The sequence below is a fragment of the Helicobacter vulpis genome, from assembly GCF_003660395.1.
Classification (GTDB): domain Bacteria; phylum Campylobacterota; class Campylobacteria; order Campylobacterales; family Helicobacteraceae; genus Helicobacter; species Helicobacter vulpis.
The window spans coordinates 21,172-47,019 of sequence record NZ_QXQT01000012.1; the positions used below are offsets into that span (position 1 = coordinate 21,172).

Sequence of the window (25,848 nt, forward strand, 5' to 3'; positions counted from 1 at the left end):
CATTACATTATGTTAGGAGTTTTTTTATGTTCAAAATAAAGCATGCGTTCGTAGCGCTGTGGGTGAGTGTGGGGTTTGCTAGTAGTGCCATTGCAGCGAGCTTGCCTCCCATTAAAGGCAAGGCACTAGCCCTCTCTAGCCACCCTCTAGCCGATAAAATCGCCCAGCGCGTGTTAGATGAAGGCGGAAATGCCATTGATGCAGCCGTGGCGATGGGTTATGCGCTAGCAGTGGTGCACCCGGCTGCGGGCAATTTGGGCGGAGGGGGCTTTGCGGTGATTCACTTGGCTAATGGGGAGAATATCACTTTGGATTTTAGAGAAAAAGCCCCTTTGAAAGCCACTAGAAACATGTACCTAGATAAAGAGGGTAAGGTGATCCCCAAGTTGAGCACAGATGGCTATTTGGCTGCCGGGGTGCCCGGCACTGTAGCAGGATTGGATGCGATGTTGAAAAAATACGGCACACGCAAGCTATCTAGCTTGATTCAACCCGCCATCGATCTCGCCCAAAGGGGTTTTAGACTCACCCAAAGACAGGGGGAGACCATGCTAGATGCCAAACCCCGTTTTGCCAAATACGCCAGTAGCCGTAAATACTTTTTGAAAAGGGGCATGGTGGCTTATAGTGCGGGGGATCTTTTGGTGCAAAAAGATTTGGCTAAAACCCTAACTTTGATCAAAAACGAGGGCGCAAAAGCGTTCTATAAGGGCGCGATCGCAGATTTGATCGCAGCAGACATGAAGAAGAACGGAGGGATCATCACTAAAGAAGATCTAGCCCAGTACAAAGTCGTGTGGCGTAAACCCATTGAGGGCAGTTATAGGGGCTATAAGATCATTTCTATGGCACCTCCTAGCTCAGGGGGTACGCACATTATCCAAATCCTCAACACCATGGAGAACGCCGACATTGGCGCGCTAGGCTTTGGCTCTAGCCAAACAATCCACATCATGGCAGAAGCGATGCGCCAAGCCTATGCGGATCGCTCGGTTTTTATGGGAGATCCCGATTTTATCACTGTCCCCACTGAAAAGCTCACCAGCAAGGCATATGCCAAGAAAATCTATGAAAACATCTTGCCCAACAAAGCCACAGATAGCGCGAAAGTGCGCCCGGGGCTAGGGCAGATCCATGAAGGCAAGAACACCACGCATTATTCTGTTGCGGACAAATGGGGCAATGCGGTGAGTATCACCTACACCGTGAATGACTATTATGGCAGCGCAGCAGCCATCAATGGGGCGGGCTTCTTGCTCAATAATGAAATGGACGATTTTTCTATCAAACCGGGCGTGCCCAATCTCTATGGTTTGATTGGGGGCGATGCCAACGCCATTGAGCCGGGCAAACGCCCCTTGAGCTCCATGTCGCCCACCATTGTGCTCAAACACAATAAGGTCTTTATGGTGGTGGGCAGTCCCGGAGGCGCGCGCATTATCACTACAGTGTTGCAAGTGATTAGCAATGTGATCGATCATGGCATGAACATTTCTCAAGCTGTGAGCGCGCCGCGTTTCCACATGCAATGGTTGCCCGATGAAATCCGCACAGAACCCTTTGGCATGGTCAAAGATGTGCAACAGAATTTAGAGAAAATGGGCTATAAGATCGTAATCAAGCCCGTTATGGGCGATGTGAACGCCATCGTGGTTGACAACAAAGCCCACGTTATGTATGGGGCACAAGACCCGCGTAAAGAGTTTTAATGACACACCATTTAGAAATTGTTGGAACAGATTGTGCCCAAATGGGCATTGTGCGCAATAACACGCAAGAGTGGATGTTTTTTCAAAGTTATCCTTTTATCCAAAGCGAGTTATTAGCACATGTGAGCGCGTGCGTACACCCCAGCCCTAAGCGCGCCCTCATCACCGGAGGGTTTGACACCCAAATTGCCTTTGAGTTGCTCAAGTATGAGGGCTTGCATGTGGATTTTGTGCAAGAAGATCGCGCGATGTTGGAGAATCTGCATGCCTTTTTGCCCCAATTTGCAGAAACCAAATCCCATGCCCGCTTCAAGCTCTATGATAAAATCCTCGATCTAGACTTGCAACCCTATGACATCATCATTTCTCTAAGCACCCCCAATGCCCACCAAGTGGACGGCTTGCAACGCATGGTAAACCCTAAGGGGTTGATGTTGTTAAGTGTCCCTAACCCCTTGTTGGAACAAGAAGCTTTCAAGGGCGCGCTGACGAGCTTGCAGGGTTGCGCACAAATCCTCATGCCCTTTAACACTCCTTATGCCCCCACTCCTCAAGTTTATCTCTTTGCTTCTAAGTGCTACCACCCTCTAGCTGACATGTTGCTCCAAAAGATTGACATGCTCGATGGCTTGCGCTATTACAACGCCGAAATCCACCACGCCGCCTTTGCCCAGCCCCAGTGGCTTAAGGGGGCGTGCGCGCGTCTGCTCAAAAATTGAGCTTAAAACACGCCTTTGTGCTCACCGGGGGGATTGGCACGGGCAAGAGCACGGCGGCTAATCTCTTGAGTTTGCATGGCTATAGCGTGTTAGATGCCGATAAGATCGCCCATGAACTCTTTGACACGCATAACGCACAAATCGCCCATCTCTTCGCTGAGGTGGCGACTCATAACACTATCACCCGCCAAGCCCTAGCCCCCCTTATCTTTAGTGACTCAAACGCACGCGCCAAGCTGGAAGCCTTGATCCACCCCAAAGTGCGCGCGCGTCTGCTAGAACAAGCCCAACAGCTAGAAGCCCACCACCAACCCTATTTCTTAGACATTCCCCTCTTCTATGAAATTGAGGGGGTGAAAAGCTATGGGATTTCTCAGGTGGTACTGATCTATGCGCCTAGAAATTTGCAAATTACCCGCCTACAAGCGCGCGATCATTTAAGCCTAGAACAAATAGAGCAGCGCCTCAACGCCCAAATGGACATTGAGATCAAAAAATCTTTGAGTCCCTTTGTGTTGGACAATTCTAAGGATTTAAAACATTTGCAAGCGGAGATAGACAGATTGCTAGCCCAGATCAAGGGGAGTTAATACGTTAATAAGGCAATGCCTGTTCTGGCAAAATTGGGGCTTTTGTAGCAAAAATAAACCTATAAGAAAATTTGTATAACTTTGTAGAATTTTATATGGTTTATCTTGCTGTTTCTAGCCCCATTAAACAACGCCATCAAGGATCGCCCTGTATTTGTTCCTGCACAAAGTCCAAAATTTCAAAACTCAAGCGGAGTTTGTCGGTGCGCGCGCTGTGGCGACACGCCCGCGCGCTCAAAAAGTACATCTGGTTTTCTAGCGCCCCAAAGGGGCTTTGCTCTAAGGTATTCAGACACACCACAGCGCACCCCTTCCCCCCCTCTTGCACACTCTCTAAGAGTTTTTGGGCGTTGTGCAAGCCTTGATCTAGATTTTCTTCTGCCTTGAAGGCGACTTTATGATACCCCTGCAGGGCGCATAAAATGTCTACATTTTGCACACACTCCAAAGACCAGCGCGCGCCTAGCGCGTGTTTCTTGAGTTTGCCCGCATGGGTTTGAGCGGGTTTGTAATCGCTAATGGCAGCGAGCATGAATAAAAAAGGGGGATTTTGGAGGTTTTGCCTAGCTTGCAAGGCTTTTAAATATTCTTGCGCGCTTTTAAGGGCGATGGATTCTATGCTAGCGGGCAAGGCTAGGGGAAAGACGCTAGAAATCAAGCGCACCCGCGCGCCCTTGAAGTAAAGCACCAAAGCTAGCGCGCTAGCCTGCAAGCCGCTAGAATGATTGGAGATACAACGCACCGCATCAATATTCTCCACACTCCCCCCCCCTGTAACCACAGCTTCCTTGTCCTGCCAAAAGGGCGTGCGCTCCAACGCGCGCACCCCTGCACACACGATCTCTAAAACTTGCGCCATCGCGCCCTTGCCTGTGGTGTTGCACGCGAGCAAATCCACCCTAGGCTCTACAATCTCACAGCCCAAAGCCTTTAGACGCTTTAAGTTCTCTTGAGTGGGGGGAGCTAGCCACATCTGGGTATTCATGCTAGGGGCTAGAATTTTGGGCGCACAACTAGCTAGAAATGTGCTACACAGCACATTGTCTGCCAAACCACAGGCAAGTTTAGCTAAGGTGTTCGCACTAGCCGGGGCGACCACCACCAAATCCGCCCATGTGGCGTAGCTGATGTGATTTGCACACAGCCCCTCTTGCAAATTCCAACGCTCACTGCTGGGCGTGAGCACGCTTGCCTGACTCAACGCTTCAAAACTCAAAGGCTGGACAAATTGGCACGCGCCCGCGCTCATCACCACGCGCACTTGCGCGCCCATTTTCATAAAAGCGCGCACCAAGTCCAAAGACTTATAGACCGCAATAGACCCGCTCACCAATAATAAAATCCGTTTGCCCTGTAGGGGTGTGGTGGCATAAAGCCAATCTAAAGTCTCAAGCATGGCGATCCAAGCCTGCGATCATGTTTAAAAGAGTGGGCGCGTCTAGTTTGTCTGGATTGTCTAGGCTATTGTAACTAAAGCCCTCAGACACCTCCACCCCACATTCTCCTAATAGGGTTTTGCGATAATCTATAGGGGTTTGAAAGGAGATAGCCGGCTCTAAAATGTAGAAATGCGCAAATTCTAGGGCTTTGTCATCAGAGCTAATCATCACTTCGTGCAATTTCTCCCCGGGGCGCACCCCTATAATCTCTAAGGGCAAGTGGGGGGCAAGGGCTTTAGCCAACTGCACAATCTCCATGCTAGGGATTTTGGGCACGAAGATCTCCCCCCCGTGCATGCGCTCCAAACTCTTGAGCACGAAATTCACCCCCTTTTCTAGGGTGATCCAAAAACGGGTCATGCGCGTGTCGGTGATGGGGATACTCTGCGCGCCCTGTGCCACAAGCGATTTAAAAAAGGGCACCACACTCCCCCTACTCCCCACGACATTCCCATAACGCACCACGCTAAATTTTGTGCGCGCCTTGCCCTTCATGTTGTTAGCGCTGGTAAAGAGTTTGTCGCTGCAGAGTTTGGTCGCGCCATAGAGGTTGATCGGGTTGCTCGCTTTATCCGTGCTCAAAGCAATGACATGCCCTACTTGCGCCTGTAAGCACGCCTCAATCACATAGCTCCCGCCTAGGATATTGGTTTTGATGCACTCTAGGGGGTTGTATTCGGCAATGGGGACATGTTTGAGCGCGGCGGCATGGATACAGACATCTACCCCCTGCATCGCCGCGCAGAGTCGATCTTTATCGCGCACATCGCCTAGAAAAAAGCGCATTCTAGGGTCGTTATAGCGTTGCGCCATTTGGTATTGTTTGAGCTCATCACGGCTATAGATGATCACTTTTTTAGGGTTGTGCGCGCACAAAAGCGCGCGCGTGCACGCCTTCCCAAAACTCCCCGTGCCCCCGGTGATGAGCACGCTTTTATGATCCAAAAACCCCATGAACTACCTTATGTTAGGGACTAAGCCGAATGCCATCCCAAAGCGGTTAGAAAACACATCGTATTCGTAGAGCCCATCGCCATAACCGTTAAAATACTGCATATAAAAGCCTACAAAGGGATTGATTCTAAAAGTATAGGCCAAACGCACCGCGCCATGCCAACGCTTGTATCTCCAATACTGCGTGAAGAGATCGTAGATGCGCATTTCAAAGTGGTGTCTCCCACGCCGGTACTCCATAAAGGCGTTCCCATAACCCATATAGGCGATCAAATTGGGGTTGGATTGGTTATAGGGGATATAGGGCCAGTAGGCGACATTGAGTTTAAAACCCCCCTTTTGCCACACCAGGTGAAAAACCGGGCGTTGCCCCGCGCTCACTGAGCGACAACCCCCATCAAGCCCCCCCTGCTGAACAATTATTTGCTTATTCTCTTCTGTAATGTGAACGGGTGTTCCAGGAAAGGCATCAGTGGGATTCCCATTGCGGAAGGGCTGGTAACACTGCCTGCCTCCAATGCCATTGGAAATATGTTGCCAACCGATCCAAAATTCGCTCAGCGTACCCAATTTGCCATGCCAAATAGGGAGCTTGAGGGGGTAAATGTAGATGAGCTCGGGCATGTAGTTGACCATGCGCATGGGCGCGCTCTGGGGGTTGTTGTAAATTTGAAACCAGTTGGTTTGGGTGTAGGCTAAATAGAGCGTGCCTGCGGTGAAGAGAAAACGCCTGAATGCTGGGACTTTGAAGCTGACTTGGAATTTAAACTCCGTGCTTTGGTAGCGGTTGATGTCGGGGTGGTACCATTGGTAAATGGGTGTGAAGCTATGGTAATAGGGCATGAAATAAGTGCCCCTATAGTCCATGATCTCTAGGTATTTCTTGGCAAATTCTAAAAAGGGGTGGGATTTTTTGGGTTTTGTAGGGGCGATCTCCCAAGCGTCCCTAAGGCTGTAAAAGTCCGGCTTATAGAAACTCTCATAGGGGGTGTCTGAGATATAGCCCCTGTTTTTGAGCTGAAAAGAGCTCAATTCTGTGCCCTTAAGCAGGAGGGAGGTACATAGAATTAAAAGAACGCTACGCATTTTTGAAAAACGGCAGTAGCAAAATGAGGAGCACCACCACAGGCGCGACAAAACGCACGCCAAAAAACCACACCAAAAAAGCAGGACGGCTTAAAAAGCGTGCGCTGGCCTTGTAGATACGTTTTTTGCGCATAAACCAACCCAAGAAAATCAGAGAGAATAACCCCCCCAAGGGCATCAATACCGAAGAAGTGATGAAATCCGCCCAGTCAAAGACGCTTTTATGGAAGAAAGTGAGGGCTTTAGAATAGTCCTTGTGGATGGAGAGAATCACCAACAAACCCAAAAGAAAAATCCCCAAGCCCACCAAGTAGGACGCTTTAAAGCGACTCCATTTTAGGCGGTGCATCAAATAGAGAATGGCTGGCTCTATGAGAGAAACCGTGGAGGTGATCCCTGCAAAGATCAAGGCTAAAAAGAATAAAAAGGCGATGAAAGACCCGGTTGCGCCCATGCTATGGAAGATCAAGGGCAAGGAGATAAAGACCAACCCCACGCCCTGGGAAGGTTCGCCATGGAAATTGAAGATAAAGGTGAAGATCATCAAGCCCGCTATTAAAGAAATCCCAATGCCGGGCAAGACAACCCAAAGCGAACTCCCTAGGAGATTTTCATTGGAGCGCGTGAAGGCCGCATAAGTGGTGATCGTGCCCACCCCCAAACTCAAAGAAAAGAACATCTGCCCCAGGGCTTTTAAGAGCACTTTAAAGGTGATCTTGCTCGTATCAAAGCTAAACATATACGCAAGCGCTTGAGAAAAACTAGGCAAGGTCATGGCATAAAGGAGCAGGCCAATAAAGACCAAAAACAACAAGGGCATGAGCCACAAACTGAGCCGCTCGATCCCCTCTTTAATCCCCTTAGAGACAATCCACACCGTGAGCCACAGCCACAGACTAAAGCCAGCCACTTCCCACACCAGATCGCTTGAGCTCAAGGTCTCAAAGGTTTTTTGCGCCACTTCTAGGGAGGGGGGTAAATGGAAACTCACCTTGAGCAAGTAATAGAGAATCCAACCCAATACCACGGCATAAAAGGACATGATAATGGGCCCACTCAAGAGCAAAAACGCGCTCCAAGCCCATACTTTCTTATGTTCAGTGTTGAGGTGCTCATAGCAAGAAACCACATCCTTGCGCCCCAAATTGCCAATGATCATATCCACCAAGAGCATGGCCACTCCCAAAGTAAGGGTGAGCCCCAAATAGAGCAGAACAAAGGCCCCTCCCCCATTGCTCCCAGCCATGTAGGGGAAACGCCAAATATGCCCCAGCCCAATGGAGCTTCCCAGAGTGGCTAAAATAAAGCCTAGTCTAGAAAAACCCATACTAATCCTGTAGGATTTTCACAGCCCAGATCACCAAAATCACGACAGGCGCGATGAATTTGAGCAAAAACACCCACACGGAAAACATCCACTTGTTTAAAAAGTGCAGGCTCACCGCGTAAAGTTTGGTTCTGCTCACCACCCAACCCACAAAGAGCACAGAAACCAGCCCCCAAAAAGGCATTAAAATGGAGGTAGAGAAAAAATCTGCTAAATCAAAGAGATTTTTCCCAAAGAAGGTCAAATACGCGCCGTACTTGGCGTTCAACGAAAACACCAGCACCACACCCACGACAAAAACAACTCCCGTAAGTGCCCATGTCGCTTTGAAGCGCGAATAATTCTTATCCACCAAGTACTGCACGGGCGGTTCTAAGAGAGCGATGGTAGAAGTTAGCCCTGCAAAGGCTAGAGCGCATAGAAACAAGACAGAAACCACGCTCCCCATCACCCCCATTTTTGAAAACACTACGGGCAGAGACACAAAGATAAGCCCGGCCCCTTGAGAGGGGTTAGCCCCGTATTCAAAGACAAAGGTAAAGATCATCAAACCTGCCATCAAGGAAATGGCAATCCCGGGCAAGACAATCCAGATTGCGCTTTTGAGCAAATCTTGCCTATAATGCGTAGAAGAGGCGTAGGCGATATTGATCCCTATGCCTAAACTCAGCGCAAAGAAAACCTGCCCGAGCGCGCTCACAAAAACTTTTTGGTTGAACTCAGCCAAGCGAATCCCAAACATGAAATCTAGGGCTTTGTGGAAAGAGCTTTGAGTTGAGGCATAGATGAGCAAGCCAATAAAGATAATGAACAACAAGGGCATTAAGATGAAATTGAGCTTTTCAATCCCATCTTTGACCCCCCTAGAGACCACCCACGCGCTCAGCAAGAGCACCACAGCCAGCCCAATAACCTGCGTCCCAATCGAATCGCTCAAAAGGGTGGTGAGAATTTGTTCAGACGCTTTGACATCGGTGGGCAGATTGAAACTCACCACCGCTAAATAATAAAATACCCAGCCCAACACAATGCCATAAAAAGTTAAAATGATGGGGCCCGTAAAGAGCATTAGTCCGGCATAACGCCAAGTTTTGCGCTCCGGGTGGGGGTCTAACTCCACAAAGGCGCAGGCGATATCTTTTTGCGTGCTCTGGCCTATCACCATTTCTGCAATCAACATGACGAGCCCTATGGTGAGTGAGAGGATCAAGAAGAGGATCACAAAGCCACCCCCGCCACTGGTGCCGGCCATGTAGGGAAAACGCCAGATGTGTCCTAATCCTATGGAACTCCCTAAAGCGGCCAAAACAAAGCCTAACTTGGAGAAGTTGTTCACTTAAGGCTCCTTTCTATTGGAATAAAAAAAACTGCATGCTAGCATAGTAAGAATTAATATTTACTTTATTTAGATAAAATTCTGCCTTTTATACTATTTGGATCACTATGCGTTACCGGGTTTATTACGAAGACACAGATTGTGGTGGAATCGTCTACCACGCCAATTATTTTAAATATTGCGAACGGGCTAGAAGTGAGGTTTTCTTTGCAAACCATCTTAGCCCCCACGATCAACAGGGCTTTTTTGTGGTGCAATCTCTGCAGGCGCAATTTTTGGCCCCGGGCAAATTGGGCGACACTTTAGAGGTTTTTACAAGATTAAAAGAACTTAAAAAAGTGAGCGTGATCTTGGAGCAAGAGGTGTTAAGAGTTGCCCCCCAAAGCACGCGCCTCTTTTGCATGCAGGTCAAACTAGGCTTTATCTCCCAAACCACCCACACCCCCGCGCCCATTAGCCCAAATTTTGTATCTCTGCTAAAGAGCTTGCTTTAGCAGCCTTGAGAGCGCAATTGGGGGGCTTTTGGGGCTTGGTTCACAAGGGGGGTCATGTTGGGGGCAAAGGCGCTTAAATCTAGGGTGTAAAAGGCATTTTGCCCCCCTTCATAGCCCACCACCACCAACGCATCGTCCACTAAAGCGAGCGCGCTAGGGTTGTGAATTTGGCTAGGCAGACCATAGGCATCTAGTATCTGTGCGCTAGCTGGGTCGATCACAAGCAAGGTGTTAAAGGCCTTACTCAGGGCCAATAATTTGCCTTGATAGAGGGCTAGTCCGGTGATGTAAAACTCGCCCAAGCTGCGCTGAGGCTTTAGGGGGGTGTTTTGGGTGGCTTGCACCGCGCGCTCAAAGTCCAAGCCCAAATCTTGATCCAACATGCCCACCAGGATCAAATCCTTATAGCGGGCATTGGGCACACTGAGCATGTAAGTGCGCACCCCATCGCTGCGTGCGCTGAGGACATAGTGTGCAGAAGCCCGGCTCGTGCGTAGGCGGTTGCGCCCTAATTCTTCAAAGCGATCCGCTCCCTGCAAAAATTGCGCAAAATTATCCCCGCTCTTGGGATTGTAACGCACATCCGCACTGCTCTTATTTTGCCCCATCACTCTAATCACATTGCCCACCATGTTCACGCCCACAAAATTCTCTATCGTGGCAGAATAGTATTTGTCTAGCACGAAATGCGCCAAGATTTGATCTAGGTTCTTATTGACCACATAAAAGCCCTCTTTTTGCGTACCGATAAGGAAGGTATTTTTCAATAGCGCATTATCCCCGGCAAAAGTGTCGGGAGAAAAATAAAAATTGCTAACCTTAGGGGCTGGGGTACAACCATCAGAGACAACGCGCATGGCTAGGGGGTTGCTAGGCGTGCTAATGGGGGGCGTGCTAGGCGCGTTTAAGAATAAAAGATCGCTAATGGGGGCGTTTAGGGCCAAAGAGTTGCTCTTTTGGGATTGTAGGGGGAGTGTTTTATGGATTTGCAGGGGGGCGTTATGATAATCACGATCCCATGCGTGTTTGTCATCGGCTAAAATGGGAGGTTCTATGATTCTCTTGCCCCAAGCTCTAGGAAAGCCCATGTGCTTCCAGTTTTGTGTACTCCACACATTTTCTTTTAAATGCCAAGAAAAGCGGATGGGATCGCCCTGTCCTAGATAGGGAAAGGGACCTGTGGAGATGAAGGCTTGTACCATGTTGGTGATGGCAATCCCCCCCACGATGAGAAAGGCCCAAGTGTTGGCCTTGCTCAAGTCGCGATAGGCGCGCCTGCTCCCTGCATAACCCCCCTCTTGAGCCAAGATCTCAAAACTGGGCGCAAAGAGCAACAAACCCCCTAGTACCAACACCACCGCCCAAAAGACGACATGCGCCCAAAATTGCGTGTGCAATCCCAAAATAGAGAGCGCAAAGCCCTGCCCCACATCTTCTAGCGCGTGGTTACCATAATGGTAAAAACTTTGATACAAGCCCCCGGCCACCACCAAGAGCAGAATCGCTAGGTATTTGGGTTTCAGGCCATAGCGCAAGACAAACAGCCCGGCCAAGCCCACATACACCATGCTTTGGCGCTCCGCCCAACACTGGATACAGGGCGAATCCCCATAAATAAAGCCCAGTACAAGATTGCCAATCCCCACGGGCAAAGAAACGATGCCTATAATGGCCAAAGAAAAGAGGAAGTAAAATTTACGGGTTTGCTGCATAACCCCCCCTACAAATTCACATTGGGGAAGAAATTAGAGGTGTGGGCGACAAACATCACCAGCTCTACCAACCACGCCACCACAAAGATCCCAAAAGCTAACCTCTCATACGCTGGTTTGAAAAACAGCAGACAGACCACTACAAAAACCGCCCCAAAACCTAGAAACTCCAACGCATGCCCCTTTAAACATCATTGCTTAAAACTCCCCTGAGAACACGGAGTATAGCACAAAAAACACGCGATAAAGATCGAAGTGGCATGCTAACTAGCAAGGAAAACCCGTATGCCTAGAGTATTTGAAAAAAGCGATAGAATTTGGGAATAAAGATGCGGTTTTAGCGTTAGAGAAGCTAGAAAAGTTACACTAACGGGGCGCATACGTTTAGACATTTTAAAATGGGGTTTGTTGTTAGGTTATGTTGCTATTAGGTGTCCTAAAAACTGAATCTGGGGGCACCCCATCAATTGATCTAATGGAGGCAGGCATTGTTTTTGCGAATAAAGACTACAAGAAAGCCCTGCAGCTCTACCACGCTCTGAATAAAGCGCGTAGTGTAGAGGTAGCTGAGACATTGGGAAATTTTTATTTAAATGGAGATACGGAGCTAAGATACGATTATCTCAAAGTCAATCTTACTACGAGCGGGCTGTCTTAAATTTTATGGGTTCCACTCCCCAAGTTTACATGATGAGGAATGGTTGTGCAATTTTTAGCAAACGCCGTTTGTATTTCTTTCATGCGCCCAAGCAGATCGCAGATTTGCATTAAAGCTTTATTGTTCTTGATTTTGTTAAAGAGGGCTTTGATTTGGGCGAGGTTTAAACACGTGGGGTTAGTCCCCTGCAAAGAAAAGCCCTTTTGCTCTTGTTATTTGCCCCCCTGCTCTAACTCTACTAACGCTTTTTACTTTTTTTGGCACACAACGATTTTCTCTGTATCCATTGTTTTGCTCTTAAGTCCGGTGCGGTTGGTGGGCGAATTTTTAAGGGGCATGGATTTATTAGAAATTTTGCGCTCAAGCGTACTCAAGTGTTTGCACCCGCACGCACACAACACTTCTACAATAAAACGATCTGTGGGCAATATAAAGTTTTTAACACGCCGATTCCCCACCACAAAAAAGATCAAAGCTTTGTGAGCTAGGGAGGGCATAATATTTTGAATGCTACGCTCTAGGTCATCATAAAAACTTGAAACTTCTAAAGCCCGTCTTGCATCCAATTTTGCGATTTCTTGGATCACATTTCCAACACCCCCCTTGGTGTAAAGTGTTTTAGCTTTCAAGCCTCCCAAGAGTTGAGAATCTAATTTCCGCGCGTTTTCAAAGCCTAACCACTCGTTAATGAAGGCGCTAAATTGCCCATAAGCCACAGTGGTTTTAGAATCTCCATAGGGCGGGCTAGTGAGCAGAGTATCAAAAGTCCGCTGGCTTGCTTGAAAACCAGAGTTGCAGAGATCAAAGACGATATTTTTTGTATGGCGTTGGTAAAAACGCAAATAGTGCTTAGTAATGGTTTCTATCTTGTGGTAAAAAACTCCATAGGTGTTGGGCTTGTAGTTTTGGTAGTCTTTCATTCTAAAAAGCTTAAATTCATTGTTACGCGTGTAACTGACTTCCCTTAAGGTTTCACTAAAGGCTAGCAAAAAAAGAGTTTTGGCTTCGCTTTGCACCCGGCTAATATGATAAAAAATGTTGCTTAAATCTTGTTGCGCTTGTTCTTCTATCCAAAAATGGGCATTTGTGATGGGAGCATTTTCAATTCTAAAACGCTGTGTCATCGACTCCAATAAGCGTTCTTTTTTATCTAAAAGCTCCGTTTTGTCTATGTAACTCAATTTTGCCCTGCTGATAAGAATGGCTAAAGGATTGAGATCAAAACCGCTTAGGTCCTTGATCCCATATTCTAAAGCACTGATAAAACTACTCCCGCTCCCACAATAAGGGTCTAGTAGATTGGTTTTTTGCGCTCCAAACTCTTGGAGTAATTCTAAACCAATTTGGGGCAACATCGTTGCCGGGTATTTATGCAAATTGGGGTAAAAAGAGGCATAACTTTGTCCTACAAAATCGTATTTTTGATTATAGACGCTCGCGATCATAGTCGCTTTTCAACGTATGTTATGAGATAGCTCAAAGGTTTAATAAAATCTCTATCATAAATGGGCTTTCCAATAAAAGCGCAATCAAAAAACTTAAACATGCCTCTTTGCTGGGGGCGATCAATTTCATTATAAAAGTTGATGGTTGCAAAACACACTAAGGGCATAATGGGAGGGTTATACACAATGTCGTACTTTTCTTTCAGCTTAGAGTCTGAGTTAGCGATCTCCATCAAGAGTTTCCATTTATAAGTTTGTGCCACTCTTTCACGCAAAGAAGTTTTAAGGGATAAAATGAGGCAATTTTTCAACTCACCCACAGAGTCAAGGCTATAAACCACTAAATCCACATCGGGCTTTTGAGTCTTCTCTCCTATTTGGATTTGAAATAGCTCTTGAAAATGGGGGACTTGTGCGGGCTTTGCGCTGATAAAAATATGGGGCGCAATCGCTCCCCCTATTTTATTCTTGAGAAAAGTATAAATAATCAGACTTGAAAAAGCATTCCCGGCAATACTCTTTCTAGCCTGGTTAGCGTCTCTAATTTCTCCATCACTGACCCGCTTTTCAATCAAGGCATTCACAGCAGATCTGGACTCCATCATATAGTGGTGGAGACAATCAAAAATCCCAAACCATGTCATTTTTGTGGAGTCTATATCCTTATTAATCAGCTCTAAGATAGGCTGTAAGTAATACTTAGATTCTATCTCTTTTAATGTTTTGATTTCTTCTTTGTTAAGCATTTTGGCAGTTTAGCGTAAATTTTCAAAAATAACCGGTGTTGCGCACTAAGCGGTTTTGTTTGAGTTACCCGATGTCAAGGGGACCAAAAATATCTTCAGGTGTGCCAAAGGCAAGGCTGACTTTTCTAGCGATCATGGATTTTGCCGTGCCGGGCGGTCCATATAAAAAGATCGCTTTGCCTGCAAATATCGCTAACAACACTAAGCGCGCGCATTTCTCGCGCTCAAAGAGATTGTTCTCTAGATGGGTGATCAAGGCTTTCACTCCACCCTTATAATCCATGGGACTCCTTGCAATAAATATCCCCACACCCCCAGCAATTGTAGGTCTATGCTGATCTCAATCTGTTAGGAATGAAGCCATGCACATCCCCAAAAGGGCTATTTTTCCATAATGATGTGCATCTGGTTGTCTTTGAGTTCTACGTAGAGTTCTTTAAGGCCTTGAGAGGAGTAAGAGAGCTTGTTCTTTTTATAGGCCTTGTAGTCTTGGTTGAACGCCACTCTAAAAAGGCGGCGGTGTTCTGTGTTGGGGTAGGGGGTGATATTCACTCCTGAGAAGCGGATTGTCTTGGTTTCGTTTTTGGTAAAAACGCGGGTCTTAAACTTCTCATAGGTCTTAAAATTCATTCCGCTGGCGTGCTTAAAATCCGGACTATAAAAATTCATATAGCCCACGAGATCGTTATTAGCCCATGCGCTCCGCCAACTGTAAAGCGCGCTTAAAATCGTGGCCAATTCATCCTTAGTGGCGTATTTGAGTGCGCCCTCATAGACGATGAGCAGGGCTTTCTTTCCCTTAATGCGTTGTTCGTAATCTTTCAAGATCGCATTTTCAATGGCCACACAGCCCTTTGTGTTGAGTTCATCGCGTTTTCCACTCAAGGGCAAGCCATGAATCCAGATCCCATGTCCGGTACGTTTAAAGGCGATGTCTAGAGGGTTGGGGTAATTGGTCTCTAGGGCAAAGGGGCCATAGTAAGCACTCAAACCCGTGAGTTTTTTGAGGATCTGATAAACCCCAATGGGGGTTGCTTTATCGCCCTCGCTTTTCTTATCCCCCCCCTTAGAGCCCACAAGCGCTTTAGTTTGATTGACCTTGACGATCTTCTCACCCTCTAAGGCATAGAGCGCGAGCTTGGGGTCGGCCTTGTCAATCACAAAGAGATAGTCCATGTTTTCGTAATAGCCAAAGCTGATGTCGCGGTTCTCTAGCACATCTTCCCAAAACTCCCTTTGGGTCAAATAAGATTGCAAGAGTCGCTCAATGGAATCGATCCCCTTTTCTTGATAGGCTTTTACAAATCCCATTAAGGTATCTGCATGCAAACCCATCATGCCTATAAAAACAAACGACAACGCCCCCGACCATACCTTCTTGACGCGCATCCAACACCTCTTAAATATTACAAAACTAGAGCTATTCTACCACATAACCCATGTTTTTAAGTTGATCTTTTTCTCGACTCCAATTTTTGCACACCACCACTTCTAAGCGCAAAAACACCTTTTTTCCTCCAAAGGTTTCCATTTTCAAGCGGGCCTGTTTACCAATCTTTTTAATCACCCATGCCCCCTTGCCCACTACCATTTTTTGCTGGCTTGTCTTTTCTACGACAATTTTGGCTTCGATGCGATCTAAGCGCGCTTCTTCTTGAAAATGGGTGAGGATCACATCGCTCACATAGGGTATCTCTTCACTCAAGTGTATAAAAAGTTGTTCGCGAATCATTTCCCTATAGAGCTCCTTAGTCTGCGTGTCGCTAAGGAGTTGTTGATCGTAGTAAAAGGGTGCTGAGGGCAAGAGTTTAGCGATCTCTTCTAGCAGAACATCTAGGTTTTTCTGCTTGAGTGCGCTCAAGGGTACTAATGCCTTAAAAATATCGTTGTAGACCTGATAGGGTTGGATTTTGGCCAAGAGTTGGGGGGGGCTAAGAGTGTCTATCTTATTAAGAGCTATGATGTGGGGTTTAGAACCATAGTGCGCTAAAAAATCTCTATAGGCTTGCACATCTGTACGCGCGCTAGCCACAAACACCGCTAGGTCGCACTCTTGCAAAGCGCGCACGCTTTGCAATTGCATAGCCTGATCGAGAAGTTTTTTAGGGGATGCCAATCCGGGGGTATCTAAAAATACCAACTGGCAATCTACCCCCTGCTTATCTCTAAAGGGTACAATGGCCTTTAAAGTCTTGCGTGTGGCATGTGCCTTGTGCGAGACTAGAGCGATTTTCTCTCCTAAGAGCGCGTTGATCAAGGTGCTTTTGCCCGCATTGGGCAAGCCTACAAGCGCGATAAAACCGGCTCGAGTCATTAGAGAATAAAGCGCGCCAAATCTACATTATCCACGAGATTCTGCAATTTTTGACTCACCTGTTCTTTAGTGATCACCACGCTTTGTCCCTTGTAATTAGACGCGTTGAAGCTGAGGTCTTCTAATACCTTTTCAATGGTGGTGTGCAAACGGCGCGCTCCGATATCCTCCGTGTTTTGATTGGCTAAGTAAGAGAGTTTAGCCAGCTCGCGCAACGCCTCCGGCTCAAAGCCCAAATGTACCCCCTCCACTTCTAAGAGTGCTTGGTATTGGCGGATAATCGAACTTTTTGTGCGCGTGAGAATGGCATACATGATTTCCTCAGAGAGGCTTTCTAATTCCACGCGCAAGGGGAAACGCCCTTGTAGTTCTGGGATCAAATCGCTAGGCTTGCTCAAATGGAAAGCCCCAGCAGCGATAAAGAGAATGTGATCGGTAGCCACGGGCCCGTATTTGGTGTTCACCACGCTCCCCTCTACAATGGGAAGCAAATCGCGCTGTACTCCCTCTTTGCTAGGGTCTTGCCGCGCACCCTCCTTGACCCCCACAGCGATCTTATCAATCTCATCAATGAAGATCACTCCCGATTGCGCAGCGCGTTGCACCCCTTCCATTTGTACCCCCTCCTTATCTAAGATTGTTTGTGAGACATCATGACGCAGGGCTTCCTTAGCTTCCTTGATGGTCATCTCCTTACTGACTTTTTGTTCCTCTCTGTTAAGTACTTTGATGATGCTTTCTTGCACCTTGATGATTTCTGGGGGAACATTGAAATCCCCCTCCACCTGTCTTTTATGTAACTCAATTTCGATCTTGACATGATCTAAGGCCGTGCTTCTGACCTTTTCCTTAGTTTTTGCAAAATTCAACGCGTATTCTTCCTTTTTGACCTCACTCACCCCGTTAGGCAAGGGAGGTAATAACTTCTTGGTGATTTTCTCTACAATCAATTCTTCAATTTTCTCTTTATTCTTTTCCTTGTGTTCACTTTCCACGAGGTTAATGCTAGTGGCCACCAAATCGCGCACCATCGATTCCACATCGCGCCCCACAAAACCCACCTCAGTGTACTTGCTCGCCTCCACTTTGATAAAAGGCAAACCCATCATCTTGGCCATGCGTCTTGCAATCTCTGTCTTGCCCACCCCAGTTGAGCCAATCATCAAAATATTCTTGGGCATCACCTCCTCTTGGAGCTCCTTACTGAGTTGCAAACGCCGCCAGCGGTTGCGCAACGCGATGGCGATCATTTTCTTGGCATCTTGCTGTTCTATAATGTAGTCGTCCAAATAGGCGACAATCTCTTGGGGAGTCATGTTTAGTTTATCCGCGTGCATTAGAGCTCCAAGATTTTAATGTGTTGGTTGGTGTAGATACATAGCTCTCCAGCGATCTCAAGCGATTTTTCTACAAGACTCTTTGGGGGTAAGTGGGCGCATTGATCGAGAGCGCGCGCCGCACTCAGGGCATAATTCCCTCCGCTCCCAATAGCGGCGATCTTGCCATCTTCAGGTTCGACCACATCGCCCGTCCCGCTTAAAATGAAAATGGCCTGTTTGTTGAGTACGATCATCATCGCCTCCAAACGGCGTAGAAACTTATCCTTGCGCCATTCTTTACTAAAGTCCACCACACTTTTAAACAGATCCCCCTTTTTGCCCTCCAAAATGCGCTCAAACATGTCAAATAGGCTAAAAGCGTCTGCGGTGCTCCCGGCAAACCCGCTTAGAATCTGGTTGTGGTGCAAGGTGCGAATCTTTGTTGCATTCCCCTTGACCACACAATTGCCCAAGGTAACCTGCCCATCACCCCCGATGATGGCATAATCCCTACCCTCAAAATGCGTTCTATACCCTAAAATGGTCGTGGCGTGAAACATCACTCAGCAATCACATCGATTTTAAGCACGCCGATCACCCCATGGCCTAGTTTGACATCGATCTCATAAATTCCCGTACTTTTAATGGGAGTTTTAAGTTCTAAGGTTTTCTTGTCCAATTCCAAAGCGTGTGCCCCCAGCAGGGCTTCTACCACCTCCTCTTTGGTGATTGAACCAAATAGCGCGCCATTGGCCCCGACTTTTTTAACAATCTGTAAGGTGATCGCTTCTAGCTTTTGGGCAACTTCTTGTTTAGCGGCCAATTCTTGGGCCTCTAGCTCTGCGCGCTTTTTTTGGACGGCCTTGTATTTATTCAGGGCCTCTTTAGTGGCAAGCTGGGCAAATTTCTTGGCGATGAGAAAATTATTGCCATAGCCATCCTTGACTTCGCAAACATCCCCCGCCTTACCCAAGTTTTTAACATCTTGTAATAACAACACCTTCACTTTAACCTCCTTGTGGCTAAAAGCCCCCATTTTAGCCCATTTAGGTTTAAGATGTCTTAAAGGCACCGGGCTGACTTAAACGCTTCTGTGCTAGAATAGGCGTTTTACATCCCAAAGGAGTTTTATGGACACCGCAACGCAACACGTATTCTTAGAAGCGCTACAACACATCGCTACACAAGTGTATCAAAACATTAAAAGCGGAGACGTGCACTATACTGCCCATCTAAACCCCACGGCGGATATGCAATTAGAACTAGATGTGCAAGTGGATCGCCTGATTTTTGAGTATTGTTTAGAATTAGAAAATGTGGGGGGAGTGATGAGTGAGGAACAGGAGAAAGCGCGTTATACAGAGTGTCAACAGGGCTATTTGATCGCCTTTGATCCCCTCGATGGTTCGAGTGTGGTGGGGGCAAATTTCTTAGTGGGGAGTATTTTTGGGATTTATGCGCATAACCCCAAGGGTTTTGAAGACGCAGACATCGCCAAGTCTATAGAGATGGGGGCTTATATCCTCTATGGCGCAAAGTTAGAATTGGTGGTTGCCACACGTGCGCGCGTGGCGCATTATCTTTACAATGAAATCCAAAAGGCATGGACATCTCAAGAAGATTTGTCCTTGAAGCCACAGGGCAAGAACATTGCACCTGGAGGGAGCTGGCAACACTTTAGTCCAAAATACAGGGCTTTTTTAGATCACTTCTTCAATCAAGGGTATCGTTTGCGCTATAGTGGGAGCATGGTCGCAGACGCGCACCATCTCTTGCACAAACAGGGCGGCCTATTTTGCTACCCAGCCACTCAAGATGCGCCTAAGGGCAAGCTACGCAAGCTCTTTGAGGTCTATCCTATGGCGTTCGTGGTGGAGTGTGCAGGAGGGCTGGCTTTGGATGGACAAGGGCAACGCTTATTAGATACCCCCTTAGAGAGCCTGCATGATAAAAGCGCATGTTTTTTAGGTTCACAAGTAGAAATGCAAGCGCTCAAGGAGCAATATGCCAACAGATGATTTTGATCAGGAGTTGCAAACCCAGTGCCAAAAGGTACTCGCTTGTCAAGAACGTAAAGGGGTGGGTTCGTGCCTGAAGTGCAGCATTGTACTCGAGTGCACGCTACGCCAAGCCTATGTACAAAGCGTGTATTTGAGTATGAATAAAGGTAAACAGGGCAATTTTGATTTTTAGGAGAAGTGATGCATTGGAAAACAATAGGGGTGATAGCGGTGTTGGCCGGCTTGGCCGGGAACTTAGAGGCTGAGAAAAATGGATTTTATGCAAGTGCAGGGTTTCAATACAGTTTGGTAAAGACCACCATCACGGGGAGTTTTGGGGTACCTGCGGGTTTGGGGATTGTGGGGGGGCAAAGCAACATGTACGGCCTCTCCTTACAGGGGGGGTATAAGTACTTCTTTGGTAAGGGAGAAAGACGGCATGGGGTGCGGGGTTACGCGTTTTACAGCTATGGCTATGATAACCCTACCTTTAATGGGATTCGTCTTAACAATAATGTTTATGGGGTGGGTGCGGATTATCTTTTTGATTTTATAGACAATGTGCGCCTTCAAGCGGGCTTTTTTGTAGGGCTGGCCTTTGCAGGGAGTTCGTGGAGCACCAGCCAAGCGGCTGCTTTTAAAAACCTATTGCGCTATCCTAACACAATCATGAACCCTAGCTACTTCCAAGTGCCTCTCCAATGGGGCCTTAGAGTCAACACCAACAAACATCATGGATTTGAGGTGGGCATGAAAATTCCTTTTGTGCGCAACTATTACTTTAAAACCCTAGTCAATGGGGGCGTGAGCGGTCTCACCTTCCAAAGAAGCTTAGTTTTTTACATCCACTATGTCTATAATTTCTAGTGGGAATGTGATCTCTTAAAATACTCTACCCCAGCGCACACCTTGCGCACCCGTGTGGTATCAAACCTAGAACTTAATAAATCCTTACTTTCTAAATTATCCTTTGTGTGAATCCCCACTAGTGGTAAAAGAGTGTGGATGAGATCATCACTCATAAAGGGTTTATGCACAGCTTGGGCGAGTTGTTTGAGCTTTTCAGGATGTTTTTGTTTGAAGAGATCGCTAACATAGATCACAAAGGGAATCTCTACTCCAAAGCTAGAACAACGATGTCCATAAGTCTGATTGCTCTCAAAGATGTCTTGAGCATGATCGGAGAGGTAAATGATGACCGCGTCTTTATTCTCAAAGAGTTTAAAAATCTCGCTCAGAATATAATCGGTGTAATACAAAGAATTGACATAATCTGCCACAATCTGCTTGTCTTTCTCATCTTGGACATGCAAACCTTGATAGGGAATGTCTGCAGGGGTGAACTTGGCAAAGGCTTTGGGGAAGCGTTCTGCATAGCCCAAGTGGTTGCCAATCAGGTGGAATAAAATAAAATTCTTATTGCTAAGGCGGGGTTGGACCTTTTCTTTAAAAAGATCAATGAGCAGGCTATCGTATGTGTGGTAGGGAGCGCTTGTGTAAAAGGCATGGGTAAAGATGTGCGAAGAGAGCGCGAAGACATCTGAGCGAGAGGCGCGTTCTTGGTTATCTAACCAAAAGGTGCGATAACCCGCATGGTTGAAAATTAAACCCAAATTTTTATGTTGGTACCATGGGGTATTTTGTTGGTTTTCAAGGTCTCCATAGTTTAACAGAGTTTGAAACACCTCGCCTGTTCCTGCAAAGGCAGAGATCACATCCTCAAAGACAAATAAATTTTGCGATCTCTCTCTCTCTCTACTAAGCTACTCAGAAAGGGCGTATTGGGTACAGGGTAACCATAGACTCCCATGAAGTTTTTAGACGCGCTTTCGCCCACAATTAGCACCACATTGGGTACGCTGTTGCTCTCCACGGTAAGATAGCCCTTGGGGAGGGGTTGTTTGAAGCTTGAGATCATGGCGCTGATTTGTGTACGATGGTAAAGGCTGGATGCAAACATAACGAATTCGCGCACAATGGGCATGACTTGTTGGGGAATATTGGGGTCTTTTAGCACAGTTTTAGGACCAAAGAGATAAAAGGCGCGGGCGGTATGCAGGCAAAACACCAAACCCAAACACGCTAAAATCCACTTGTTTTGCCTAGGGTTAATTGCCCATCGAAATGGCAGTAGAAAAACTAGCAAGCAACAAACAAAGACATACCCAAGAATGAGGGGCAAATGGGGGAGTACCATATTAGAAAAGAATTCTTGCGTCTCTTCAAGGCTAGTTGCAAAAATCGTATCCATGATAGAGGGTGTGAATCGCATTTCAAAGTAATGGGCGAGGTAAAAATGGACAAAGGCAAAGAAAAGGCTCAAACCCGTAAGCGTGTTTTTTATCCCTTCCACCCAGCGCGCAGACTTTAGTAGACTGCTGGCTAAATAACATAAGTAAAAAAAGGCAAAGCCATAGAAGGCAACTTTGATAGGAAACCCCCCAAGATAAAACCAGCCGCCTGTCAGTCTATCCACAGAGAAAAAACTCGCCACCACAGGGGCTAGCCACATCAAAAAAAAGCGGTTATCCAAATACACAGCCTGCCTTTATCAACACAAACACCTTGATGCATAAACTAAAAGTGGCATTGTAGCACATTTGATTTTTACTAGCTTCTTTTGCCCCCTAAAACTAAGACTTCTCTAGGACATGTAAATACTCAATGGTGGTTGTCAGAGACGGGGAGTAGACATTGGTTTTAAAGCGGGTGTGTTGGTGGCTTCTTAGGCTGTATTTCCCATGTTTATTAAAGATTTGTGCAATCTGCTTTGGACTTAGCAAACCTTCATTGTTGTAACTTAAGAAAATAAATTGGGCTTGGGCACTGGCAAGTAGCATGTCTAGGGTTTCTGCCACGCTATTTTTCTTACACCATGCCGATTTTTGGTAATCTCTCAACCCTGTTTTGCCCTGAGGGGTGAAGTCATCATACAAAGCGATAGAGTTTAGCAGGTGGTAATTTGCCCCGTATTCTCGAGCATTATAGGGGGGGTCTAGGTAGAGAATGTGGGCGGGGACATGGGCGATTAACTCTTGTGCGTCCTTGTGGTAGGCGTAGTGGGGATTGGGGCTCAAATCAAAATGTGCAGGAGATACGCATAAATCTTTTTGGGCGCTTTTTTTCAGCGATTTTAAAAAAGCCCCATAGACACATGCTGTATTGGCAACCTTGTCGCTAGATTCTAGTAAGGAGGCTAGCAAGAAATAAAACTCATTTTCAGAAATGCTTTTCTGCGCGTTCCAGTGTGCGAGTTGAGCGCGCACCGCATCAATTTTCATCGCATTCGCATCGCTGAAATACTGCCGATTTTGCCCCCCACCCAAAGCGTAATGGGTGTAGATTTTACCCCTTAGGGGGGGGAGCTTCTCTAGCTCCCTTAGGAGTTTTGTACCACGTTGCAAGGGGGTGGTGTTTTCAATATAATTTTTAGCCAGTACAAAGCTGTAAAACTCTTGATCATTGCTAATGACTTGTTTGACGCGATTTTTAAACAATCTGCCCACCGCGCAAGTGCCCGCAAAGGCATCTACAAAAATACAATCTGAAAGCACTACCCCGCGCGCTTCCAAGACCCCGCTTATGCTCTTTAGTAAAAAGGGCGCAAGACTCAACTTAGAGCCAATGTAGTTCATAGGTTCACTTGCGCCCAAGGCATCCTTATTGGGGATGGGCTAGGGGTGAGATGGGTCTCACACATCTAGATGTTTCACATCCTTAGCATGCGTGTGGATGTATTCACGTCTAGGTTCGACCTCATCGCCCATGAGCAAGTTAAACGCCGCATCAGCCCTTGCTTCGTCCTCTAAGCAAACCCGCAAGAGAGCGCGGTTTTCTAGCGCCATCGTGGTTTCCCAAAGTTGATCGGGATTCATTTCCCCTAAGCCCTTGTAGCGTTGGATATACGCCCCTGTTTTAGCACTCTGCTCGACCTTATCTAAAAAGTCCAAGGCATCCATGCCCAAAGCCTCCATGTCAATTTCTTGAATGCGTGTGAATAAGGCTTTTGCCTCTAAAAATAGCGGGTCCTGCAAGAGCGCGTGATCCACCCCCACCTCCACAAGCCCCAAGGGAGTTTGTACAAAGAAATGCGCGCCCTGTTCTGAGACTTGTTGGGTCAAGATACGATAGCCCAACCCTTTGAAAAGACCCTCTAGGCGCGCTGCGATCGCCTCAAAGCCCAAGCCCTCTATGCGATGTTCTACCAAGTCGCGCAACACTTCAATCAATACAGAGCGTTTTGCCAATTCTTGCAAGATCGAGCGATAGGTACTCAAAGTCTTGAGCAAGTCCAAGAGATCATTGCGCCCCATGCCCTCAATCTCCATGCTATCAATCCCATGTTCGATCAAGAAGTGGTTCAACTCCCGTTCATCGCGCAAATAACGCTCGATCTTCTTCTTTTTAAAGCGGTACAAAGGGGGTTGGGCGATGTAGACATGCCCATGTTCGATCAAGGGCTTTAAATGGCGAAAAAAGAAGGTCATCAGCAAAGTTTGGATATGACTCCCATCCACATCCGCATCGGTCATGATGATGATCTTATGGTAGCGCAACTTCTCTAAATTAAATTCCTTGCCCACCCCACACCCAAAGGCGGTGATCATGTTCTTGATCTCTTCGGATTTGAGAATCTTGCCCAAATGGGCTTTTTCTACATTGAGGATTTTGCCCCGTAAGGGTAAGATCGCCTGAAAGGTGCGATCTCTCCCCTGTTTGGCTGACCCCCCCGCGCTATCCCCCTCCACCAAATAAAGCTCAGATTCTCTAGGGTCTTTGCTTTGGCAATCAGCCAGTTTGCCCGGCAATGTCCCCACGCTTAAAGCGTCTTTTTTACGCGTGATCTCACGCGCTTTTTTAGCCGCCTCACGCCCTCGCGCGGCGAGCAAGACTTTTTGTACAACCGCCTTAGCGATGCTAGGATTCTCCTCAAAGTATTTTGCTACCTTCTCATAGACGAGCTTAGCCACAATGGGGCGCACAAAAGAGCTCCCTAGTTTGGCTTTGGTCTGCCCCTCAAATTGGGGGTCTAACATTTTAAGCGAGATGATGGCAGACAAACCCTCTTTGACATCTTCTTGAATCACACTAGCCCCCTCCCTAGAGGAGCTGCTCTCTTGGATATAATTTAAGAGCGCCTTGCTCAAGCCCATCTTAAACCCGCTCTCATGCGTGCCCCCCTCTGTGGTGCGGATATTATTCACAAAGCTAAAGGTTTGTTCTTCATAGCTTTCATTATAAGCTAGAGCTACTTCTACCTCCATACCCTCCACCTGTGCGCTAAAAGCGATGATCTCAGAGATGAGCGGAGTTGTTTGCTTGTCTAAGATGAATTGCTTTAAGCCGTCTTGATAGTGGTAGCTTTCATGTATTTGAGCGGGTTGGTCGTGAAACTCTAGAGTGATTTTATTGTTCAAATAAGCCATTTCTTGAAAACGGCGTTTGAGTATCGCGCTATCAAATGCCACCACCTCCATAATGCTAGGATCAGGGAAAAACTCAATGGTCGTCCCGCGCTTTTTAGTTGTGCCCACTACCTCTAGGGGGGTGGTCGCAATCCCCTTTTCAAATTCTTGGCGGTAAATCTGCCCGTCCCGATAGATAGTCATGATGAGCTTGATAGAGAGCGCGTTGACCACACTCACCCCCACCCCATGCAACCCCCCTGAAACCTTGTAACTCTCCTGATCGAATTTGCCCCCGGCATGCAAGATAGTCAGTACCACCGTGGCAGCAGGGATGCCCTCTGTGGGGTGGATATCCACAGGGATACCCCGCCCATTGTCCTCCACAATGCATGATCCATATTGACTTAAGGTTACTTTGATGTGATCGCAATACCCGGCCATGCTCTCATCCACCGCGTTGTCCACCACTTCATAAACCATGTGGTGTAGCCCATTGACTCCTGTATCGCCAATATACATGCCCGGGCGTTTTCTGACCGCTTCTAGCCCTTTGAGAACTTTTATTTTATCGCCCATGTAAGAATGCATGCAC

Annotated in this window: 26 protein-coding genes; 7 read left to right on the forward strand and 19 right to left on the reverse strand. The window is 47.1% G+C overall.

Going from position 1 to position 25,848, the window contains the following annotated elements:
* Positions 1–26: 26 nt before the first annotated feature.
* The 3 genes from ggt to coaE are packed head-to-tail and all read left to right on the forward strand — an operon-like array spanning position 27 to position 3,018.
* Positions 27–1,709 (forward strand): gamma-glutamyltransferase, encoded by a 1,683-nt coding sequence (gene ggt, locus EAO38_RS05250; RefSeq protein ID WP_121021787.1) that lies wholly within the window; start codon positions 27–29, stop codon positions 1,707–1,709.
* Positions 1,709–2,428 carry a spermine/spermidine synthase domain-containing protein gene (locus EAO38_RS05255; RefSeq protein ID WP_121021789.1) on the forward strand — a complete coding sequence of 240 codons (720 nt, stop codon included), beginning with the start codon at positions 1,709–1,711 and terminating at the stop codon, positions 2,426–2,428. The genes ggt and EAO38_RS05255 overlap by 1 nt, the downstream gene beginning before the upstream one ends.
* Entirely contained in the window at positions 2,425–3,018 is a 594-nt protein-coding gene (gene coaE / locus EAO38_RS05260) for a dephospho-CoA kinase (protein WP_121021846.1), read from the forward strand. Before EAO38_RS05255 ends, coaE begins: the two co-directional genes overlap by 4 nt.
* Before the next feature lie 136 nt (positions 3,019–3,154).
* On the opposite strand, the gene coaBC is transcribed toward coaE, so the two are convergent.
* The 5 genes from coaBC to EAO38_RS05285 are packed head-to-tail and all read right to left on the reverse strand — an operon-like array spanning position 3,155 to position 9,160.
* Positions 3,155–4,414, reverse strand: coding sequence for a bifunctional phosphopantothenoylcysteine decarboxylase/phosphopantothenate--cysteine ligase CoaBC (coaBC, locus tag EAO38_RS05265; protein WP_121021791.1), 1,260 nt, complete (start codon positions 4,412–4,414; stop codon positions 3,155–3,157).
* On the reverse strand, positions 4,407–5,411 hold the full coding sequence (gene pseB, locus EAO38_RS05270; RefSeq protein WP_121021793.1) for a UDP-N-acetylglucosamine 4,6-dehydratase (inverting): 1,005 nt from the start codon (positions 5,409–5,411) through the stop codon (positions 4,407–4,409). Before pseB ends, coaBC begins: the two co-directional genes overlap by 8 nt.
* Positions 5,412–5,414: 3 nt before the next feature.
* Entirely contained in the window at positions 5,415–6,497 is a 1,083-nt protein-coding gene (locus tag EAO38_RS05275) for a phospholipase A (RefSeq protein ID WP_121021796.1), read from the reverse strand.
* On the reverse strand, positions 6,490–7,824 hold the full coding sequence (locus EAO38_RS05280) for a sodium-dependent transporter (protein ID WP_121021798.1): 1,335 nt from the start codon (positions 7,822–7,824) through the stop codon (positions 6,490–6,492). The genes EAO38_RS05275 and EAO38_RS05280 overlap by 8 nt, the downstream gene beginning before the upstream one ends.
* A 1-nt stretch (position 7,825) precedes the next feature.
* Positions 7,826–9,160: a sodium-dependent transporter gene (locus tag EAO38_RS05285; protein WP_121021800.1), complete on the reverse strand. Its 1,335-nt coding sequence runs from the start codon at positions 9,158–9,160 to the stop codon at positions 7,826–7,828.
* A gap of 107 nt (positions 9,161–9,267) precedes the next feature.
* On the opposite strand from EAO38_RS05285, the gene EAO38_RS05290 reads away from it, so the two are divergent.
* Complete coding sequence (locus EAO38_RS05290) at positions 9,268–9,654, forward strand: YbgC/FadM family acyl-CoA thioesterase (RefSeq protein WP_121021802.1); 387 nt, start codon at positions 9,268–9,270, stop codon at positions 9,652–9,654.
* Here EAO38_RS05290 and EAO38_RS05295 read toward each other — a convergent pair.
* The 10 genes from EAO38_RS05295 to rplI all read right to left on the reverse strand — a co-directional run bounded on the left by EAO38_RS05295 (position 9,651) and on the right by rplI (position 18,854).
* A complete protein-coding gene (locus EAO38_RS05295) occupies positions 9,651–11,366 on the reverse strand; it encodes a disulfide bond formation protein B (protein ID WP_121021804.1) in 1,716 nt (571 codons plus the stop codon). The genes EAO38_RS05290 and EAO38_RS05295 overlap by 4 nt on opposite strands.
* Before the next feature lie 8 nt (positions 11,367–11,374).
* Complete coding sequence (locus EAO38_RS08905) at positions 11,375–11,539, reverse strand: hypothetical protein (protein ID WP_162982689.1); 165 nt, start codon at positions 11,537–11,539, stop codon at positions 11,375–11,377.
* A 733-nt stretch (positions 11,540–12,272) separates the two neighbouring features.
* Entirely contained in the window at positions 12,273–13,469 is a 1,197-nt protein-coding gene (locus EAO38_RS05310; RefSeq protein WP_121021810.1) for a TRM11 family methyltransferase, read from the reverse strand.
* Positions 13,466–14,215, reverse strand: coding sequence for a BsaWI family type II restriction enzyme (locus tag EAO38_RS05315; protein ID WP_121021812.1), 750 nt, complete (start codon positions 14,213–14,215; stop codon positions 13,466–13,468). The genes EAO38_RS05310 and EAO38_RS05315 overlap by 4 nt, the downstream gene beginning before the upstream one ends.
* Positions 14,216–14,279: 64 nt before the next feature.
* Complete coding sequence (locus tag EAO38_RS05320; protein WP_121021814.1) at positions 14,280–14,498, reverse strand: ATP-binding protein; 219 nt, start codon at positions 14,496–14,498, stop codon at positions 14,280–14,282.
* A 98-nt stretch (positions 14,499–14,596) separates the two neighbouring features.
* Positions 14,597–15,604 carry a L,D-transpeptidase family protein gene (locus EAO38_RS05325; RefSeq protein WP_205588354.1) on the reverse strand — a complete coding sequence of 336 codons (1,008 nt, stop codon included), beginning with the start codon at positions 15,602–15,604 and terminating at the stop codon, positions 14,597–14,599.
* A gap of 31 nt (positions 15,605–15,635) precedes the next feature.
* Positions 15,636–16,529 (reverse strand): GTPase Era, encoded by an 894-nt coding sequence (era, locus tag EAO38_RS05330; protein WP_121021816.1) that lies wholly within the window; start codon positions 16,527–16,529, stop codon positions 15,636–15,638.
* Positions 16,529–17,845, reverse strand: a complete 1,317-nt coding sequence (gene hslU / locus EAO38_RS05335) for an HslU--HslV peptidase ATPase subunit (protein WP_328588088.1) — start codon at positions 17,843–17,845, stop codon at positions 16,529–16,531. The genes era and hslU overlap by 1 nt, the downstream gene beginning before the upstream one ends.
* A 20-nt stretch (positions 17,846–17,865) precedes the next feature.
* The gene (gene hslV, locus EAO38_RS05340; protein ID WP_121021850.1) at positions 17,866–18,408 is read right to left on the reverse strand and encodes an ATP-dependent protease subunit HslV; all 543 of its coding nucleotides are present in this window, start codon (positions 18,406–18,408) and stop codon (positions 17,866–17,868) included.
* Entirely contained in the window at positions 18,408–18,854 is a 447-nt protein-coding gene (gene rplI, locus EAO38_RS05345; protein ID WP_121021852.1) for a 50S ribosomal protein L9, read from the reverse strand. The genes hslV and rplI overlap by 1 nt, the downstream gene beginning before the upstream one ends.
* Positions 18,855–18,978: 124 nt before the next feature.
* Between rplI and EAO38_RS05350 the strand changes: the two genes are divergently transcribed.
* The 3 genes from EAO38_RS05350 to EAO38_RS05360 are packed head-to-tail and all read left to right on the forward strand — an operon-like array spanning position 18,979 to position 20,715.
* On the forward strand, positions 18,979–19,866 hold the full coding sequence (locus EAO38_RS05350) for a class 1 fructose-bisphosphatase (RefSeq protein ID WP_121021822.1): 888 nt from the start codon (positions 18,979–18,981) through the stop codon (positions 19,864–19,866).
* Positions 19,853–20,041, forward strand: a complete 189-nt coding sequence (locus tag EAO38_RS05355) for a hypothetical protein (protein WP_121021824.1) — start codon at positions 19,853–19,855, stop codon at positions 20,039–20,041. The genes EAO38_RS05350 and EAO38_RS05355 overlap by 14 nt, the downstream gene beginning before the upstream one ends.
* Positions 20,042–20,049: 8 nt before the next feature.
* A complete protein-coding gene (locus EAO38_RS05360) occupies positions 20,050–20,715 on the forward strand; it encodes an outer membrane protein (protein WP_121021826.1) in 666 nt (221 codons plus the stop codon).
* On the opposite strand, the gene EAO38_RS05365 is transcribed toward EAO38_RS05360, so the two are convergent.
* From EAO38_RS05365 to gyrB, 4 genes are all read right to left on the reverse strand, one after another.
* Positions 20,712–21,563 (reverse strand): phosphoethanolamine transferase, encoded by an 852-nt coding sequence (locus tag EAO38_RS05365; RefSeq protein WP_235852529.1) that lies wholly within the window; start codon positions 21,561–21,563, stop codon positions 20,712–20,714. The genes EAO38_RS05360 and EAO38_RS05365 overlap by 4 nt on opposite strands.
* Positions 21,560–22,387 (reverse strand): sulfatase-like hydrolase/transferase, encoded by an 828-nt coding sequence (locus tag EAO38_RS05370; RefSeq protein WP_121021828.1) that lies wholly within the window; start codon positions 22,385–22,387, stop codon positions 21,560–21,562. Before EAO38_RS05370 ends, EAO38_RS05365 begins: the two co-directional genes overlap by 4 nt.
* A 94-nt stretch (positions 22,388–22,481) precedes the next feature.
* Entirely contained in the window at positions 22,482–23,483 is a 1,002-nt protein-coding gene (locus EAO38_RS05375; RefSeq protein ID WP_121021830.1) for a DNA adenine methylase, read from the reverse strand.
* 57 nt (positions 23,484–23,540) lie between these two features.
* Positions 23,541–25,844 carry a DNA topoisomerase (ATP-hydrolyzing) subunit B gene (gene gyrB, locus EAO38_RS05380; protein ID WP_121021832.1) on the reverse strand — a complete coding sequence of 768 codons (2,304 nt, stop codon included), beginning with the start codon at positions 25,842–25,844 and terminating at the stop codon, positions 23,541–23,543.
* Positions 25,845–25,848 lie beyond the last annotated feature (4 nt).